Source organism: Bartonella callosciuri (assembly GCF_014203215.1).
GTDB classification, from domain to species: domain Bacteria; phylum Pseudomonadota; class Alphaproteobacteria; order Rhizobiales; family Rhizobiaceae; genus Bartonella; species Bartonella callosciuri.
Map to the genome: position 1 here is coordinate 127,225 of NZ_JACHIM010000001.1, position 15,926 is coordinate 143,150.

Consider the following 15,926-nt stretch of genomic DNA (forward strand, 5'->3'; position numbering starts at 1 on the left):
ATTCAGAGAATTTAGCTTCCTGAAAGCATTAAATCAAGGTTTTGAACAGCTGCTGCTGATGCGCCTTTCCCCAAATTATCTAATATAGCACACAAATTGAAAATTCCTTCACGGTCATTGCCAAATACGAAGAGTTTCATTCCATCTTTATATGCTAGACATTCTGGATTGAGTCTCGTGAGAGAATCTGTTTCTTCTTGTGATGCAACTGATATGATGTTTTGTTCTTTGTAATGGTTCTCGAGAATTTCGCGCAGATCAGAACAGTTCGCTGATTTTGTAAATAAACGGCGATGGAGTGGAATATTTATAATCATTCCTTGCGGAAAATGACCAACACTTGGTACAAAAATAGGTGTGTTGATTTGTCCATAGATTTTAATTTCTGGCACATGTTTGTGTTCAAGGTTGAGAGCATAGATAAAATAATTTTTCCAAACACCATTTTTTCGAGATTGGTTTTCCATTTGTGAAATCAATTGCTTCCCACCTCCAGTATAACCGGATACTGCATTAATTGAGATCGGATAATAAGTGTCTAATAGATCTGCTTCACGCAGGGGTCGAATCAAACTAATTGCTCCGGTAGGATAACATCCAGGATTGGTTACGTAGCGTGCTGTTTGAATACGTTTTTTTTGCCCTGCAGTCATTTCAGGGAAGCCATAGACCCAGTTTGGAGCAATACGGTGGGCTGTTGAGCTATCAATAATTCTAATTTTTTTATTATTTTTAAGCCAGTTAACTGTTTCGCGTGCTGTATCATCTGGAAGACATAAAATAGCAATGTCAGTTTGATTAAGACAGTCTCGCCGAATATCAATATTATGTCGATCTATATGAGGAAGAGAGAGTAATTGAAAATCTGAACGCTCAGCTAATCGTTTTTGTATCTGTAATCCAGTTGTTCCATGTTCCCCATCAATAAAAACTTTCGTTGCCATCCTATTTGCCTTGAATTATTTTTTGCCCTATTTAGCTTGTCACATTATAAATTATTTTGAACTATTACTAACTTAAATTATGAAGTTTCTTAAGGTTATAGATTGCTTTTTTATTTCATAAAAAATACCATTTTTGTAAAAAGTACGAAAAATAAGAATGCGTGAGGGCAAATTTAATATCCATTTTGCACCATTTTTAAGTAGAGAGTGCTCTAAAATATTTGGTTTGCGCGGTTTGCTGTGTTATCGTCGAATGACTTTATTTTTAATGTTAGGAACGGTGTTTTATGACTCAGCAAGAAAATGATACACAGAAGCGCTTTTTTAATGATAATTTACAAACCGTTGATGTTGCGATTTTTGAGGCAATTAACAAAGAGTTTGGGCGTCAACAACATGAAATTGAGTTGATTGCTTCAGAAAATATTGTTTCAAGAGCAGTTCTTGAAACACAGGGGTCGATTTTAACCAATAAATATGCTGAGGGTTATCCAGGAAAGCGCTATTATGGGGGATGTCAGTTTGTTGACGTCGTTGAAGATTTAGCAATTGAACGAGCAAAAAAGCTTTTTGGTGCTGCTTTTGCGAATGTTCAGCCTCATTCTGGTAGTCAAATGAATCAAGCTGTGTTTTTAGCCTTACTCAAGCCTGGTGATACATTTATGGGATTGGATTTAAATTCTGGTGGGCATCTTACGCACGGTTCATCTGTCAATATGTCTGGAAAATGGTTTGATGTTGTTTCCTATGGGGTGCGCCAAGAAGATCAGATTATTGATATGGAGGAAGTTGAACGCCTTGCAAAAGAACGTAAACCTAAGCTTATTATAGCAGGTGGTTCGTCTTATTCTCGACTATGGGATTGGAAACGGTTCCGTGAAATCGCAGATGAGATCGGTGCTTATTTCCTCGCTGATATGTCTCATATTGCAGGTTTGGTTGCTGGTGGCGCTCACCCTTCACCTGTTCCACATGCACACATTGTAACGACGACGACACATAAATCGTTGCGCGGTCCTCGAGGTGGTTTGATATTAACAAATGATGAAGCTTTAGCCAAAAAAATTAATTCAGCGATTTTTCCCGGTCTTCAGGGAGGGCCTTTAATGCATGTGATTGCCGCTAAGGCTGTTGCATTTGCGGAGGCTTTGCAGCCTTCTTTCAAGAATTACAGTGCTCATGTTGTTGCCAATGCAAAAACCTTAGCAAAAACCTTACAGAATAATGGTTTTACTCTTGTCTCTGGTGGTACAGATAATCATTTATTGTTGGTTGATTTGCGTTCTAAAAATGTGACAGGAAAACGTGCAGAATTGGCTTTGGGGCGTGCAAATATTACCTGTAATAAAAATGGTATTCCTTTTGATCCTGAAATACCATCTATAACATCAGGAATTCGTTTAGGATCACCTGCTGCGACGACACGTGGTTTTGCGGAAAAGGAGTTTATTCAAGTGGGGGAGCTGATTTCGGAAGTTCTGGAAGGCCTTCAAGTGGCAAAAAGCGATGAGGAAAACAGTGTCGTTGAAATGACTGTTAAGAAAAAGGTGGAAGATATAACGAATAGATTTCCTCTTTACTCTTATCTTAGCGCCTGTTAAGGATAAAAAGAGATGCGCTGTCCTTACTGCCAATACGAGGATACACAGGTGAAGGACTCGCGTCCCGCAGAGGAGGGGGCGGTCATTCGTCGTAGGCGTGTGTGTTCCGTTTGTGGTGGCCGTTTTACAACTTTTGAACGTGTTCAGTTGCGTGAGCTCTTAGTTTCTAAAAAAAATGGTCGATGTGAGCTATTTGATCGTGATAAGTTAATGCGATCAGTTGATATAGCTGTGCGTAAGCGCAATATTGATCCAGACTATATTGAACGAGCTATTTCTGGCATTGTACGTCAACTCGAGAATTCGGGGGAACCAGAGGTTTCTTCAGAAAAAATTGGGCATCTTGTGATGGAAGCATTGAAAAGTATTGATGATATTGCCTATATTCGGTTTGCTTCCGTCTATAGAAACTTTCGTAATGCAAGGGATTTTCATGGTGTTATAGACGAATTATCAAAGAGTATAACGGGTACAGAATCTTGTTTTGATGAATAAGAAAATGCAAGATGAGCGGTTTATGGCTGCAGCTATCCGTTTAGCGGAGCGTCATGTCGGTCTTACAGGTGAAAATCCTTCGGTTGGTACGTTAATTGTGCAAAACTATGGCAGTGCAACTGCATCCATTGTTGGCTATGGTGTAACGGCTATTCATGGGCGGCCTCATGCTGAGGTACAAGCTCTCCATATGGCTGGTCCCTTGGCCTGTGGTGCTACTGCTTATGTTACTTTAGAGCCTTGTTCGCATTATGGAAAGACTTTGCCGTGTGTCAATGCTCTCATTGATTCAGGTATTTCGCGGGTTGTTATTGCTCTTACTGATTTAGACAAGCGGGTTAATGGTTGTGGTATTGCTCTTTTGCGTGCAGCTGGTATTGAGGTTATTGAAGGTGTTCTGGCTGAAGAAGCTTTTGAAGCGTTGTGGACGCATTGGTGCATAAGGAAATTACAACGTTGTGCAGTCACTTTAAAAATGGCTGTTTCTGCTGATAATGGTGTGGGAAAAAAAGGGCAGGGCGGAATAAAAATTAGTGGAATGATTTCTCACACGCATACTCATATTCTACGTGCTCAAAATAATGCCATTCTCGTTGGTATTGGCACTATACTCGCGGATGACCCACAACTAAATTGCCGTTTGCCAGGGATGGAAATGCGTTCGCCTATACGTATTATTTTGGATACAGATTTATGCATTCCCTTTGAAGCAAAGGTTGTTCAAACGGCAAAAAAAATTCCTACATGGGTTATTTGTGATGCGAATCTTTCAAAGAAAAATAAAAAAAGTGCATTGGAACAGCTTGGTGTGTCTGTGTATTCAGTAGAAGTGAGCAATGGTTACATGCAGCCTCTTACTATTTTGCAGCTGCTTTATCAATGTGGAATCAACAGTGTTTTACTTGAAGGAGGTGTAAAAACTGGCGAAAAGTTTTTAAATGCTGGTTGCGTAGATCATTTAATATGTTTTTATGCACCCGTTATTTTAGGAAAAGACCGTATTGAAGCTCCGCATTTTGAGAATTATCTTGCGCAATTTCATAAAGTTGAGACAAGAATGTTTGGAAATGACCGTTTTTATAAATGGAGACGTAAGACACTATGTTCACAGGAATCATAACGGATATTGGTTGTGTTGAAGATATTCAATCTTTACAACAAGGTGTGCGTTTAAATATTTCTACACGCTATGCTATGGAGAGTCTAAAAATTGGTGCATCAATTGCGTGTTCAGGAATTTGTCTGACAATTGTTGGGCGGGGAGTACGACAAGAAAATACCAATTGGTTTGCTGTGGAAGCGTGGGAAGAAGCATTGCGTTTGACGAATCTTGCACAATGGACAAAAGGGACTTATATTAATTTAGAGCGCTCACTTCGATTGGGTGATGAAATGGGGGGACATTTGGTTTCTGGTCATATTGATGGTTTGGCTGAAATCATTGATAAAAAAAAGGAAGGGGATGCAGTTCGTTTTTTTCTACGAGCTCCTAAACGGTTTGTACCCTTTATTGTAAATAAAGGTTCAATTGCGCTTAATGGGACATCTTTGACTGTTAATTGTATCGAAGATTGTATTTTTGACGTTCTTATTATTCGCCATACCCTTGAAGTGACGACTTGGGGAAAAGCTAAAGTGGGTAATCAGGTCAATTTAGAAATCGACCAGCTTGCCCGTTATGCTGCAAAATTTTCTGGCTTTAAAATGAAAGATGAATAAGCTGAAAATTTATTATAGTTTTTAGGATTTTGTGCTCTATAACCCTAACTTCTCTGGTTAAATTTTTGTGGGATCCCATTATGATAAAAGAGATATGTAAAAAGCCGCATGTGTTGATTGTTGAAGCACGTTTTTATGATGGGATTTCTGATGCGCTTCTTACAGGTGCCGTGAACGCTCTGCAAAAAGCTGAAGCAAGCTATGATATTGTCACAGTTCCAGGAGCATTAGAAATACCAGGTGCGATAGTTTTTGCTGAAAAAAAGAGTAAGGTACCTTATGATGGTTATGTAGCACTTGGTTGCGTTATTCGGGGTGAAACATATCATTTTGAAATTGTTGCCAATGATTCTTGTCGTGCATTGATGGATTTAACTATTCATAAGCACTTGGCTATTGGAAATGGTATTTTGACTGTTGAAGATGAAAAACAAGCATGGGCACGTGCAAAACAGGATGAAAAAAATAAGGGCGGTTTTGCCGCTGAAGCTGCTTTATGTATGATTGCTCTAAAAAAGAGATTAGGAGATAATCATTAAAGATGGCTGATATAAAAGGAAGACATTCTCCGCGTTCAGCCAATAAACGTGGAGCAGCAAGACTCGCTGCGGTTCAAGCACTTTATCAAATGGATATAGTCGGTTCTGGTGTGATGGAAACGGCAGCTGAATATGAGGCTTATCGTTTAGGAAAAGATATTGATGGAGACCAGTACCTTGATGCTGATTTTCAATGGTTTTTATCTATTATTACTGGCGTGGTAAAAGACCAAAAACAGCTTGATCCTATGCTTCATCAACAACTTTCTGCAGAGTGGTCACTTTCACGTCTTGATTCTATACTCCGCGCAATTTTGCGTGCAGGTCTATGGGAATTGGTAAATCGTCGAGATGTTCCTGTTGCTGTTATTATGAATGAATATGTGGATATAGCAAAGGCATTTTTTGAAGGTGATGAACCAAAACTGGTCAATGCAGTTCTTGACTGTATGGCAAAAAAAATTCGTCTCTAATAATACTGCTACAATTCCGATGGTATCAGGCTGAATGTTATCAGAATTGTAAGCAGGTTTTTATAAACTAATGATGCGTCGGTAAATTCGCAGCTCCTTTAATAATCTGCATCAAAAAAGGCTGTTCTTTTGTAGCAGTTGGTGTTGTTTTCTCGATGAAATCAAATATTTGACCATTTTGTAGACCATAATTAGCTATTTTAGTAACCTGACCGTTCTTATTGAAGTAAATAGCTAGAACTTTACGGTCAATAATTTTAGTCTTCATAAATTGCATCCTACGGTAACGGGTTTGTGAGATATAATAGAAGACTTCGTTATCATATTTTGTTTTTAGCGAAGGAGTTCCTAAACTTAAAAGAACTTGTTTTTGGCTTGACCCAACAGAAATAGAATTAAGAGCATTTTTATCAAGGATGTAACCTTCCTGATATACTTGACTTGAACCTGAAGAATCAAGAATACTACAACCGGTAATTGCTATCATGCTTGTTATTGACAGACCAATTAACAATTTACGTTTTATTAAGGTCACTATGTGTGGCATGTGAAACAATGATATCTCCCTTTATATTTAGATGTATGAGAAGAAGGTAACCTCAAATTTTTTATTATTTTAGCTTAATCTGACATAGCTTACATCGAGTTCCCTTGTTATAAAGTAAATTATGCCATAGAGGATTTCTTTAGCAAAGAAAAAAATGAATGAAATGTACTTTAGCTAGATAAAAGTGTAGTACATTGCATCTTTTCATATTCGGGAGTTGCCAATGAATGTTCAAAATGTTTCTCAAATGACATTTGCTTTGGCTTACCCAATCTCAGTACGTTCATTACCTCCTAAAGGTATAAGGGTTCATATTTGTCCAAATCAGCGAGAGTGTGCACATTTAGCTAAGAATCATGATTTAGTTGAAGTAAAATCTTGTGAGGGAAAATTTCATATTTTCCCGTGGAAAAAGAGTGGAGTACGCATAAAAGGTTTATTACAGGCACGTATAATACAGTTATGTGTTGTCACATTAGAGCCGTTAGACAATATTCTCCATGAAAATATTGAGGTTATTTTTGTTCCTGAAGGCTCAAGTTTGGTGAAGCCAAATATATTAGAGGATACAGGTGAGTTGTTTTTAGATGCAGAGGGGATTGATACACCAGAAGTGTTTAACGGCGATAAAATTGATATCGGTGCAGTCATGGAAGAATTTTTTGAGCTATCAATTGACCATTATCCGCGTAAAGAGGGAGTAAATATGCGTGTGGTTAAAAGTTCAGAAGAAGCTGAGCAAAAGTTATCACCATTTTCTGTTTTGAAAAATTGGAAGCAATTATAAAAGTATAAAAAAATATTTATTGTATAGCATCATAAAAACGGTATTTTCTCCGGAGCTGTTTTTGCACAATATGCTTTGTAATTGTTCAGTAACAAGATGATGCATTTAAAATGGGTAATGAAAAGATGTGGGATATGCAAGCGTGATTAGAATTTCTGTGGATGTAATGGGCGGTGATTATGGTCCAGAAGCGACTATTGCAGGAGCAGCAATCGTACAAAAATCTTTGTCAGATGTTTATTTTTTGCTGTATGGGGTGGAGGAAGTTGTTGAGCCGGTTCTAAAAAAATACCCTTGTTTGCGTTCTGTTTCACGCTTCTGTCCTACAGAAAGTTATACCCGTATGGATGAAAAACCAAGCCAAGCACTTCGCAATGGGCGCAGTAAATCATCGATGTGGTACGCAATTGAAGCGGTGAAAAATGGCGAAGCTGATGCTTGTATTTCTGCCGGTAATACTGGAGCACTCATGGCAATGTCTTATTTTTGTTTAAAAATGATGGCAGAGGCTGAGCGTCCTGGGATCGCAGGTATTTGGCCAACGCTTCGCAATGAGAGTATCGTTTTGGATATTGGAGCAACGATTGGTGCATCTGCTAGTCAGTTGGTTGATTTGGCGGTTATGGGGGCAGGGATGTTTCGTGCTTTATATCACACTGAAAAGCCAAGTGTTGGGCTTTTAAATGTGGGCGTTGAAGAAGTTAAGGGTCTTCATGAAATTAAAAAGGCTGGAATGATATTGCGTGAAGTGCAGTTAGAAGGTTTAGAATATAAGGGATTTGTTGAAGGCAATGACATTGGAAAGGGAACAGTAGATGTTGTTGTAACTGAAGGGTTTTCTGGTAATATTGCCCTCAAAACTGCAGAGGGAACTGCGCGGCAGATAGCAGAGATCTTAAATTCCGCTATGCACAGCTCTTTTTTAACATCTCTTGGCTATTTTTTATCGCGGGACGCTTTTCGTACACTGAAGCACAAAATGGATCCCGATAGGGTGAATGGTGGAGTGCTATTAGGTTTAAACGGTGTTGTCATAAAAAGTCATGGTAGTGCTAATGCTAAAGGTTTTGCTTCCGCTATCCGTGTTGGATATGAGATGGTTAATAATGGATTGTTGAAAAAAATAACTGCTGATTTACGGTGGTTTCATGAGAATAAAGAAATGCTTTTTGATCAGGAAAATGAAACGATAATAAATGGGGAAAACTATGATAAGCTTTTGTAATATAAGTAGAAAGTATGAAGAAAAGGGTAGGAACGAATGATTCGATCCATTATGCGTAGTGTAGGGAGCGCCTTGCCCAAAAAAAGCTTATCAAATGATGACATTGCGAAATTTGTTGAAACATCAAATTCATGGATTGTTCAGCGTACAGGAATACGCCAACGTTATATTGCCAATGAAAATGAAACAACCGTTTCTTTAGGTGTTGAAGCTGCACAAAAAGCACTTATAAGGGCTGGTTTAACAATAAAAGACATTGATTGTATTATTTTAGCTACCTCAACCCCAAATCGTACTTTTCCTGCTTCTGCTGTTGAAATTCAGCATGCTTTGGGAATGACCAAGGGATTTGCTTTTGATATGCAAGCTGTTTGCTCTGGTTTTATTTTTGCTTTAACAACAGCAGATGCCTATTTACGCTGCGGGATGGCCAAAAGAGTTTTAGTTATAGGGTCTGATACATTTTCTCGAATTTTAGATTGGAAAGATCGCACGACATGTGTGTTATTTGGTGATGGTGCGGGTGCTGTTATTCTGGAAGCACAGGAAAGCAAGGATAATCCTGCTTTTGATCGTGGCATACTCTCTACTAAATTACGCTCTAACGGTGCCTACATGGATAAGCTCTATGTTGATGGTGGTCCTTCAACAACGCAAACTACAGGCCATTTACGCATGGAAGGACGAGAAGTTTTTAAATATGCAGTTAGTATGATAACAGATGTGGTTGATGACTGTTTTGCAGCTGCTGGTATTGATTCTTCACAATTAGATTGGTTTGTCCCTCATCAGGCCAATAAGCGTATCATTGAAGCATCCGCTAAAAAATTGGGAATTGCCATAGATAAAGTTGTGATTACCGTGGATCAACATGGTAATACATCTGCAGCATCTGTGCCATTGGCTTTAACAACGGCTATCGACGATGGAAGAATTAAAAAAGGAGATCTCATCATGCTAGAAGCTATGGGAGGTGGTTTTACATGGGGAGCAGTTCTTATTCGTTGGTAAATTATAGTTGCTTGACGATATTTGAATAAAACGTATAAGTCATTCTATAATTTTTTAATATTTGAATAGGTGGTTATAATGACAAGTAAGACAGTAACGCGTGCAGATTTAGCGAGCGTAGTTTGTAAAAGGGTGGGCTTGTCACACACTGAATCAGCAGCTTTGGTTGAATTGGTCTTGGATGAAATTTGCAATTCACTGGTGAGAGGTGAAGCAGTTAAACTCTCTTCTTTTGCAACTTTTCAAGTTCGCAATAAAAATGAACGCGTTGGACGCAATCCAAAAACTGGGGTTGAAGCACCTATCCCGCCGCGACGTGTGGTGACATTTAAAGCTGCAAATATACTGAAACAAAGAATTTTAGATTCGCATCGTGCAAGGCAAGAAGATAATATCACATAAATAAATGCTACTATAATATTTGGTATTTGTTTAAAAAATGTATATGATGGAAATCCTGTATTCTGTTTGAAGAAAAAAGTTTTTTAGTCTAAGTGCAGTCAAGTATGGTCCTATTTTTGACCAATCTTTTTGAGAAGTTGATTCTTATTAATGAATCGTTTTGGGGTTATTCGTATAGTTTTTAGATAAGGTGTTGTAAAATGGATAAGAGCTCCGATGCTTTTCGCACAATTAGCGAAGTAGCCGAGTTATTGGAGCTTCCTCAGCATGTATTAAGATTTTGGGAAACACGTTTTAGGCAGATTAAACCAATGAAGCGTGGCGGAGGAAGGCGCTATTATCGCCCAGGCGATGTTGATTTGCTCAAGGGTATTAAGCAGTTACTGTATGATCAGGGTTATACAATAAAAGGCGTGCAGCGCCTTTTAAAAGAGAATGGTGTTGCTTTTGTTACTGTATTTGGTAATGGTAATCTTGATGCCATGAATGTCATAATAGAAAAAAAACATGCAGGACAGAATCCTGAAAGTACAGGTAGTAAATCTAAAAAGCCTTCTTTTGGGCTTTTGAGCTTCATGAGAAGCGAGGAAGAATCATTCGTTGGTTCTGTTAATGTTTACAAAGACAAGAGCGATAAAGCACTATTGCAAGAAATACTGTTTGAACTCATTGAATGTAAACGCATACTTGATAGAGTGCGATAAAGACGATTCCTTTTGCTTTACTATTTTCCTTTTATCTTTTAGCACACCTTTAAGCATTCATTAAACGATGCAAATCTGGTGGTGTTGCTTCATCTGTAAGTTGCTTAATTGCTTCTTCTATAGATAAAAAGATTTGATTTGTGCTTCCTAAGCGGCGCATGTTCACACTATTTGTCTCAGATTCCCGTTTTCCGCATACCAAAATGACAGGAATCTTTTGTAAAGAATGTTCTCGTATTTTATAGTTAATCTTTTCATTACGAAGATCTGATGTTGCGGAAAGCCCAACAGCTTTAAGCCTTGCTGTTATTTTTTTTGCATATTCATTTGCTTCGGATGTAATTGTTGCTACAATGACTTGTTGAGGCGCAAGCCAAAGTGGCATATGTCCAGCAAAATTTTCGATTAATATACCAAGAAAACGCTCCATTGATCCAAAAATTGCGCGATGAATCATGACTGGTTGATGTTTTTCTGAATCTTTATCAATATAGAATGCCTGAAAACGTTCAGGGAGATTAAAGTCTATTTGTGTTGTTCCACACTGCCATTCACGTCCGATAGCATCCTTCAATGTATATTCAAATTTTGGGCCATAAAATGCACCTTCGCCTGGAAGGATACTTGTTTTGATTTGTCCTGCAAATTTTTTTTCAATAGTTTTAAGGACGGATTTCATAATACTTTCCGCATGATCCCATAATGCATCAGACCCAACACGTTTTTCTGGGCGTGTTGAAAGCTTAAGGCTGATTTCTTTAAAGCCGAAATCAGCATAAGTTGATAAGATTAAGTCATTAATACTAAGGCATTCATCGGCTAATTGTTCATCTGTACAAAAAATATGTGCATCATCTTGTGTAAAGCTACGCACACGCATAAGACCGTGTAAAGAGCCTGAGGGTTCATAACGATGGACAAGACCAAATTCCGCAAGTCTAATAGGCAAATCACGGTAAGATTTTAACCCATGTTTAAAAATCTGCACATGACCAGGACAATTCATTGGTTTAAGAGCGTAAATATTTTCATGATCCCAATCCTCAGCTGCTGGAATTACTTTGAACATATTCTCCTTATACCATCCCCAATGGCCAGATACTTCCCAAAGTGATCTATCGAGAACTTGTGGTGCATTCACTTCGGCATATTGATGATAATCAAGGCGTCTACGCATATAGCTGATCAAATTTTGAAACATTTTCCAACCTTTTTTATGCCAGAAAATCATCCCAGGTCCCTCTTCTTGAAAATGAAATAAGTCCATTTCACGTCCCAAGCGGCGATGATCACGCTTTTCAGCTTCTTCTAACATGTGTAAATAGGCTTTTAAGTCATTTTCGTTCGCAAATGCTGTGCCATAAATTCTCGTGAGCATCGGATTGGTGGCATCACCACGCCAATAAGCTCCTGCGACTTTCATCAATTTGAAGGCATTTCCAATTTGTCCAGTAGATTGCATATGTGGACCGCGGCAAAGATCAAACCAATCACCTTGATAATAGATTTTTAAGTCTTGGTTTTCCGGAATGCTATCGATAAGCTCAACCTTATAAAGCTCTCCTTTTTTAGAAAAAATCTCTCTGGCTTTTTCACGAGACCAAATCTCTTTTCTAAAAGGTTTATTGCGTTGAATAATTTCACGCATTTTTTTTTCAATAGTGGTAAGATCATCCAATGTAAAAGGTTGTTGACGTGCGAAATCATAATAAAAACCATTTTCAATAACGGGGCCAATTGTAACCTGCGTTTCAGGAAAGAGTTCCTGTACTGCTTCGGCTAGAACATGTGCACAATCATGACGTATAAGCTCAAGAGCACGCGGATCTTCTCGGGTAATAATTTCTATTTGACCAGATTCTCTTAATGGATCTGATAGATCTCGAGGGCTTCCATTAAGGCTATAGGCGACAGCTTTTTTTGCAAGTGATTTAGAAATGGACGCTGCCAATTCTAAACCAGTCATTTCGGTGGGATAATCACGTTTTGAACCATCAGGAAAAGAAAGAGAAACAACACAAGACATAAAACACTCCTTTAATCCAATTCCGCCAACGATTGCGGATGGTTTTCGAAAATTTAGTAATCATTAATTAAAGCCTATAGACTGATTTTTCTATCAATATGCATGAAAAAAGAAAAGAACTATTTGTTGTGTTTTTTAGAAACTTTCCAGTAACGCCAAGGTTTATAAAAACAATAAAAATCTCCAAGAGAGTTAGGGACTGGATCGAATCCGTATGTTCCAAATGGACCACAACGTATAATACGAAAAACCCCCATCCATGCACCAGCCCATAACCCATGGCGTGCGATTGCTTCATAAATATATTCTGAACAGGTTGGTACGTGACGACACTGATTTCCTATGAAACTGGAAAGTGTTATTTGATAGAAACGTATCAAGAAAATGCCAAGTAATCGTCCAGGTGTTTTTTTCCAAGGGCCCATGTAATTTCGAGTTTGTTTCTTTTTTTGTTGAGGCTTTGATTTGAACATTTATTTTTTTTCAATTTGTTCAATACAATCTACAATGGCATCAAAGGGAAGCATTGTTGATGTATGACGTATCTTGTAATCTTTAATAGGCTGTAAGCAAGAAAATGCTTCAAAGGGAACTGGAGGAGGGGGGCCGTCTTTCGTTAGCATATGATAAATAATTTCACGTAGCATTTTTAGATTCTGTGTTGTTTGTCCGATGATATGAGATGCTAAAAGTGAAGCAGAAGCTTGTCCTAGTACACATGCATGCACTTCCTGGGCGAAATCTGTAACGATGCTATTTTCCACTCTTAAATCTACAGTGATCGTTGAGCCACAAAGGCGTGCACATTTTTTTGATGTTGCATCAGGATTTTGAAGACGCCCAATTCTACTTATATGCGCGGCATATTCAAGTATTTTATCGCTATAGATCTTGTCAATCATGGGCTAGGTTTGAAATTTCAAGAGTTAGATTGTTTCAGCTTTTAATTCTCTTATATAGAGATTATACAAAATAAAATAGATATGTAGCAAATGCTTTATCAAGGGTAAACTTGGAGTTTTTAAATGTGTAATGTTGTTAAGGGAGGTGCGAAAGACCCATTTTTATCTGGGAAAGGAAGTCCCAGTTTTGAAGAAGTGGAATCAGCGATTCGCACATTGCTTTTATGGGTGGGAGAAAATCCAAATAGAGAAGGACTTGTAGATACTCCCAAGCGTGTAGCTAAGGCATATCGCGAGCTTTTTTCTGGTTATAGCAAATCGGTTGAAGAGGTCTTAGGCACAGTTTTTGAAGAGGTTTCAGGATACAATGAATCAATAATAATAAAAAATATCCCTTTTTATTCACATTGTGAACATCATATCATTCCAATTGTTGGAAAAGCGCATATCGTGTATCTTCCTGATAAAAGGGTTGTTGGTCTTTCAAAAGTTGCACGTGTTGTAGACATTTTCTCTCATCGTTTACAGACACAAGAGGCTATGACAGCTCAAATAGCTAATGCTTTAAAAACACATCTGGAACCTCATGGTGTTGCTGTATTAATTGAGGCTGAACATATGTGCATGGCGATGAGAGGAATCCAAAAACAGGGGACTACAACGATTACAACAAGTTTTCACGGATATTATGAAAAAAATCAAAGTGCACAGGCTCACTTTATGAGTATGGTTCAAAAAACATCATAATACCTATCTTTAATGATTTATATTGAACTATAATTCATGAAAGTAAAATAAATAACAGGAAAGCAAAAATAAGCTTGTACCTTCCTTTGTGATTTGTTAAAGCCAGAAAATCAAAGTGTTTTTCTTTATGACGTGCGGTCGTGGCGGAATTGGTAGACGCGCAGCGTTGAGGTCGCTGTGGGGTAACCCGTGGAAGTTCGACTCTTCTCGACCGCACCACCTCTAGATTATCTAGGGTATCACCTGATAGCGTTTTTTATTTCTTTTTATTTATAACATATTGTTTTCATTGCTTTTTACTTTCTTTATTCTTTATTGTCTTTTTATATATGGTTTTGATACCAGATGAATATGTCAAAAGCGCAATTCAAAAGGTGGTTTTAGAGGTGATTAGAAAAACAAGAACGCGTGATAGATTATCCGTCTTAATCTGATGGAGCTAATTTATAACTTAGTCAAAACCGCCCCATTTCAATTCACTATAGCAGAATTTTTTTTTGTGTGTTATTTGTTAATGCATTCCAGTGATGATTTTATTTCAAATCATCGGAAGTTTTAGTTCTTGTCTATAATTGGGAATGTCAAATCTTTTAATAGGATTTGGGGGTATTCTAGTGAGAAGTACAATATTTTTAAAGCATTTAGCGTTTTTTATTTATATTTCTTTATTAACAGCATGTAGCACCTCGCGTGCGGTTCTTTGGCATGGGGTAAATGCAACAGCATCTATGATTACAGTGCAAAGGGAAGTTGAAGGTAAGCTCATTCTGCCGAAAGCTATTATTCCTGTGTATGTTGCAACAAGTCGTATGATGCAAAATAACTATTCTCAGCCTTATGGATCAGAACGATCTAATACAGTTCACTATAATCGCATTGATATAGGAATCCCTCAGAAACATGTGAAAGGCCTTGTTGAAATAAACGCGTATAAACCTACTCACGATAAGTATTTTGCAGCAGTGGCGTTGCAAAAATACGATAATAAGGAGCAGTTTAAACAGCAATTAAATGCCGCTTTAGCAAAAAAGCCAAAAGGAAAAAGAGAAATTTTTCTTTTTATTCACGGTTATAATAATAATTTTGCAGATGGCACATTCCGTACAGCTCAGTTTACCTACGATTATTCTTTAAATGTTGTTGCTGTGCATTATTCGTGGCCCTCTGCTGGATCAATACCTCTTTACATTTATGATCGTGATAGCGCCCATTTTGCGCGTGATGGACTGATAGAGCTTTTGACAGTCATAAGTGAAACTAATGCCGATCGTATTTCTGTTATTGCACATTCTATGGGCAATTTCGTTATAATGGAGGCATTTAGAACTTTAGCATTACAGGGAAAATATAAACCTATTCGCCGTATTACAAGTTTTTTAATGGCAGCACCAGACATTGATGTTGATGTGTTTGAGCATCAACTTAATGATATTAAAAGATTGCCTCAACCAACAGCTATTTTGGTATCTCGTGCGGATAAAGCGCTCGCTGTTTCAGGGCGTCTTACCGGTGGACATCATCGTGTGGGAGATGGTACAGATATTGAAATGCTGCATAGAAATGGAATAGCTGTCCTCGACTTTTCTGATGTGGATGGTGGTGCGCACAGTGTTTTTGCGTCTTCTCCGACATTGATGGCGCTTTCTCGAGAAGGTTCTTTGGCTTCGACAATTATGCAGGGTACAGAATTATCACCCAGTCAAGCGCTCCTTGCTGATAGCAGCAGTGTATTGGAGAAAACAACACATCTTATTCTTTATACACCTGTACGTTTGTTATCTCCACTCGCTCGACATTAGTGTGA

General features: G+C 38.0%; 18 protein-coding genes and 1 tRNA gene. 14 read left to right on the plus strand and 5 right to left on the minus strand.

All coding sequences use genetic code 11. The features are described 5' to 3' along the window. Nucleotides 1–11 precede the first annotated feature (11 nt). The gene (argC, locus tag HNQ69_RS00555) at nt 12–944 is read right to left on the minus strand and encodes an N-acetyl-gamma-glutamyl-phosphate reductase (RefSeq protein WP_183228173.1); all 933 of its coding nucleotides are present in this window, start codon (nt 942–944) and stop codon (nt 12–14) included. Nucleotides 945–1,231: 287 nt separating this feature from the next. Here argC and glyA point away from each other — a divergent pair, with 287 nt between their 5' ends. From glyA to nusB, 6 genes are all read left to right on the plus strand, one after another. Next, entirely contained in the window at nt 1,232–2,545 is a 1,314-nt protein-coding gene (gene glyA / locus HNQ69_RS00560; RefSeq protein ID WP_183228174.1) for a serine hydroxymethyltransferase, read from the plus strand. A gap of 12 nt (nt 2,546–2,557) precedes the next feature. Further along, nucleotides 2,558–3,040 carry a transcriptional regulator NrdR gene (nrdR, locus tag HNQ69_RS00565; protein ID WP_183228175.1) on the plus strand — a complete coding sequence of 161 codons (483 nt, stop codon included), beginning with the start codon at nt 2,558–2,560 and terminating at the stop codon, nt 3,038–3,040. Next, complete coding sequence (gene ribD / locus HNQ69_RS00570; RefSeq protein WP_183228176.1) at nt 3,033–4,160, plus strand: bifunctional diaminohydroxyphosphoribosylaminopyrimidine deaminase/5-amino-6-(5-phosphoribosylamino)uracil reductase RibD; 1,128 nt, start codon at nt 3,033–3,035, stop codon at nt 4,158–4,160. The genes nrdR and ribD overlap by 8 nt, the downstream gene beginning before the upstream one ends. Then, nucleotides 4,142–4,759, plus strand: coding sequence for a riboflavin synthase (locus HNQ69_RS00575; protein WP_183228177.1), 618 nt, complete (start codon nt 4,142–4,144; stop codon nt 4,757–4,759). The genes ribD and HNQ69_RS00575 overlap by 19 nt, the downstream gene beginning before the upstream one ends. A gap of 80 nt (nt 4,760–4,839) precedes the next feature. Next, entirely contained in the window at nt 4,840–5,298 is a 459-nt protein-coding gene (locus HNQ69_RS00580) for a 6,7-dimethyl-8-ribityllumazine synthase (RefSeq protein ID WP_183228178.1), read from the plus strand. A gap of 2 nt (nt 5,299–5,300) precedes the next feature. Further along, on the plus strand, nt 5,301–5,771 hold the full coding sequence (gene nusB, locus HNQ69_RS00585) for a transcription antitermination factor NusB (protein ID WP_183228179.1): 471 nt from the start codon (nt 5,301–5,303) through the stop codon (nt 5,769–5,771). Between the two features lie 67 nt (nt 5,772–5,838). Here the strand turns inward: nusB and HNQ69_RS00590 are convergent, their stop codons facing one another. Beyond that, a complete protein-coding gene (locus HNQ69_RS00590; protein WP_183228408.1) occupies nt 5,839–6,318 on the minus strand; it encodes an outer membrane protein assembly factor BamE in 480 nt (159 codons plus the stop codon). A 223-nt stretch (nt 6,319–6,541) separates the two neighbouring features. On the opposite strand from HNQ69_RS00590, the gene HNQ69_RS00595 reads away from it, so the two are divergent. The 5 genes from HNQ69_RS00595 (at nt 6,542) to HNQ69_RS00615 (ending at nt 10,447) form a co-directional block, all read left to right on the plus strand. Then, complete coding sequence (locus tag HNQ69_RS00595) at nt 6,542–7,105, plus strand: YceD family protein (RefSeq protein WP_183228180.1); 564 nt, start codon at nt 6,542–6,544, stop codon at nt 7,103–7,105. A 142-nt stretch (nt 7,106–7,247) separates the two neighbouring features. Continuing rightward, nucleotides 7,248–8,330, plus strand: a complete 1,083-nt coding sequence (gene plsX, locus HNQ69_RS00600) for a phosphate acyltransferase PlsX (protein ID WP_183228181.1) — start codon at nt 7,248–7,250, stop codon at nt 8,328–8,330. Between the two features lie 36 nt (nt 8,331–8,366). Beyond that, nucleotides 8,367–9,341 (plus strand): beta-ketoacyl-ACP synthase III, encoded by a 975-nt coding sequence (locus tag HNQ69_RS00605; RefSeq protein ID WP_183228182.1) that lies wholly within the window; start codon nt 8,367–8,369, stop codon nt 9,339–9,341. 78 nt (nt 9,342–9,419) lie between these two features. After that, the gene (locus HNQ69_RS00610; RefSeq protein ID WP_183228183.1) at nt 9,420–9,743 is read left to right on the plus strand and encodes an integration host factor subunit alpha; all 324 of its coding nucleotides are present in this window, start codon (nt 9,420–9,422) and stop codon (nt 9,741–9,743) included. Between the two features lie 200 nt (nt 9,744–9,943). After that, nucleotides 9,944–10,447 carry a MerR family transcriptional regulator gene (locus tag HNQ69_RS00615; RefSeq protein WP_183228184.1) on the plus strand — a complete coding sequence of 168 codons (504 nt, stop codon included), beginning with the start codon at nt 9,944–9,946 and terminating at the stop codon, nt 10,445–10,447. A gap of 49 nt (nt 10,448–10,496) precedes the next feature. Here the strand turns inward: HNQ69_RS00615 and thrS are convergent, their stop codons facing one another. From thrS to HNQ69_RS00630, 3 genes are all read right to left on the minus strand, one after another. Then, nucleotides 10,497–12,473: a threonine--tRNA ligase gene (gene thrS, locus HNQ69_RS00620; RefSeq protein WP_183228185.1), complete on the minus strand. Its 1,977-nt coding sequence runs from the start codon at nt 12,471–12,473 to the stop codon at nt 10,497–10,499. A 119-nt stretch (nt 12,474–12,592) separates the two neighbouring features. Beyond that, the gene (yidD, locus tag HNQ69_RS00625; RefSeq protein ID WP_183228186.1) at nt 12,593–12,946 is read right to left on the minus strand and encodes a membrane protein insertion efficiency factor YidD; all 354 of its coding nucleotides are present in this window, start codon (nt 12,944–12,946) and stop codon (nt 12,593–12,595) included. After that, complete coding sequence (locus tag HNQ69_RS00630; RefSeq protein WP_183228187.1) at nt 12,947–13,375, minus strand: iron-sulfur cluster assembly scaffold protein; 429 nt, start codon at nt 13,373–13,375, stop codon at nt 12,947–12,949. 123 nt (nt 13,376–13,498) lie between these two features. Between HNQ69_RS00630 and folE the strand changes: the two genes are divergently transcribed. The 3 genes from folE (at nt 13,499) to HNQ69_RS00645 (ending at nt 15,921) form a co-directional block, all read left to right on the plus strand. Next, the gene (gene folE, locus HNQ69_RS00635) at nt 13,499–14,122 is read left to right on the plus strand and encodes a GTP cyclohydrolase I FolE (protein ID WP_183228188.1); all 624 of its coding nucleotides are present in this window, start codon (nt 13,499–13,501) and stop codon (nt 14,120–14,122) included. Between the two features lie 134 nt (nt 14,123–14,256). Continuing rightward, nucleotides 14,257–14,341 (plus strand) — tRNA-Leu (locus tag HNQ69_RS00640). 395 nt (nt 14,342–14,736) lie between these two features. After that, on the plus strand, nt 14,737–15,921 hold the full coding sequence (locus HNQ69_RS00645; RefSeq protein ID WP_183228189.1) for an alpha/beta fold hydrolase: 1,185 nt from the start codon (nt 14,737–14,739) through the stop codon (nt 15,919–15,921). Nucleotides 15,922–15,926 lie beyond the last annotated feature (5 nt).

Excerpts from the sequence above, each read along its gene's own strand:
- argC (WP_183228173.1), bottom strand. The coding sequence starts at position 944 with ATGGCAACGAAAGTTTTTATTGATGGGGAACATGGAACAACTGGATTA.
- glyA (WP_183228174.1), top strand. The coding sequence starts at position 1,232 with ATGACTCAGCAAGAAAATGATACACAGAAGCGCTTTTTTAATGATAAT.
- nrdR (WP_183228175.1), top strand. The coding sequence starts at position 2,558 with ATGCGCTGTCCTTACTGCCAATACGAGGATACACAGGTGAAGGACTCG.
- ribD (WP_183228176.1), top strand. The coding sequence starts at position 3,033 with ATGAATAAGAAAATGCAAGATGAGCGGTTTATGGCTGCAGCTATCCGT.
- HNQ69_RS00575 (WP_183228177.1), top strand. The coding sequence starts at position 4,142 with ATGTTCACAGGAATCATAACGGATATTGGTTGTGTTGAAGATATTCAA.
- HNQ69_RS00580 (WP_183228178.1), top strand. The coding sequence starts at position 4,840 with ATGATAAAAGAGATATGTAAAAAGCCGCATGTGTTGATTGTTGAAGCA.
- nusB (WP_183228179.1), top strand. The coding sequence starts at position 5,301 with ATGGCTGATATAAAAGGAAGACATTCTCCGCGTTCAGCCAATAAACGT.
- HNQ69_RS00590 (WP_183228408.1), bottom strand. The coding sequence starts at position 6,318 with ATGCCACACATAGTGACCTTAATAAAACGTAAATTGTTAATTGGTCTG.
- HNQ69_RS00595 (WP_183228180.1), top strand. The coding sequence starts at position 6,542 with ATGAATGTTCAAAATGTTTCTCAAATGACATTTGCTTTGGCTTACCCA.
- HNQ69_RS00605 (WP_183228182.1), top strand. The coding sequence starts at position 8,367 with ATGATTCGATCCATTATGCGTAGTGTAGGGAGCGCCTTGCCCAAAAAA.
- HNQ69_RS00610 (WP_183228183.1), top strand. The coding sequence starts at position 9,420 with ATGACAAGTAAGACAGTAACGCGTGCAGATTTAGCGAGCGTAGTTTGT.
- HNQ69_RS00615 (WP_183228184.1), top strand. The coding sequence starts at position 9,944 with ATGGATAAGAGCTCCGATGCTTTTCGCACAATTAGCGAAGTAGCCGAG.
- thrS (WP_183228185.1), bottom strand. The coding sequence starts at position 12,473 with ATGTCTTGTGTTGTTTCTCTTTCTTTTCCTGATGGTTCAAAACGTGAT.
- yidD (WP_183228186.1), bottom strand. The coding sequence starts at position 12,946 with ATGTTCAAATCAAAGCCTCAACAAAAAAAGAAACAAACTCGAAATTAC.
- HNQ69_RS00630 (WP_183228187.1), bottom strand. The coding sequence starts at position 13,375 with ATGATTGACAAGATCTATAGCGATAAAATACTTGAATATGCCGCGCAT.
- folE (WP_183228188.1), top strand. The coding sequence starts at position 13,499 with ATGTGTAATGTTGTTAAGGGAGGTGCGAAAGACCCATTTTTATCTGGG.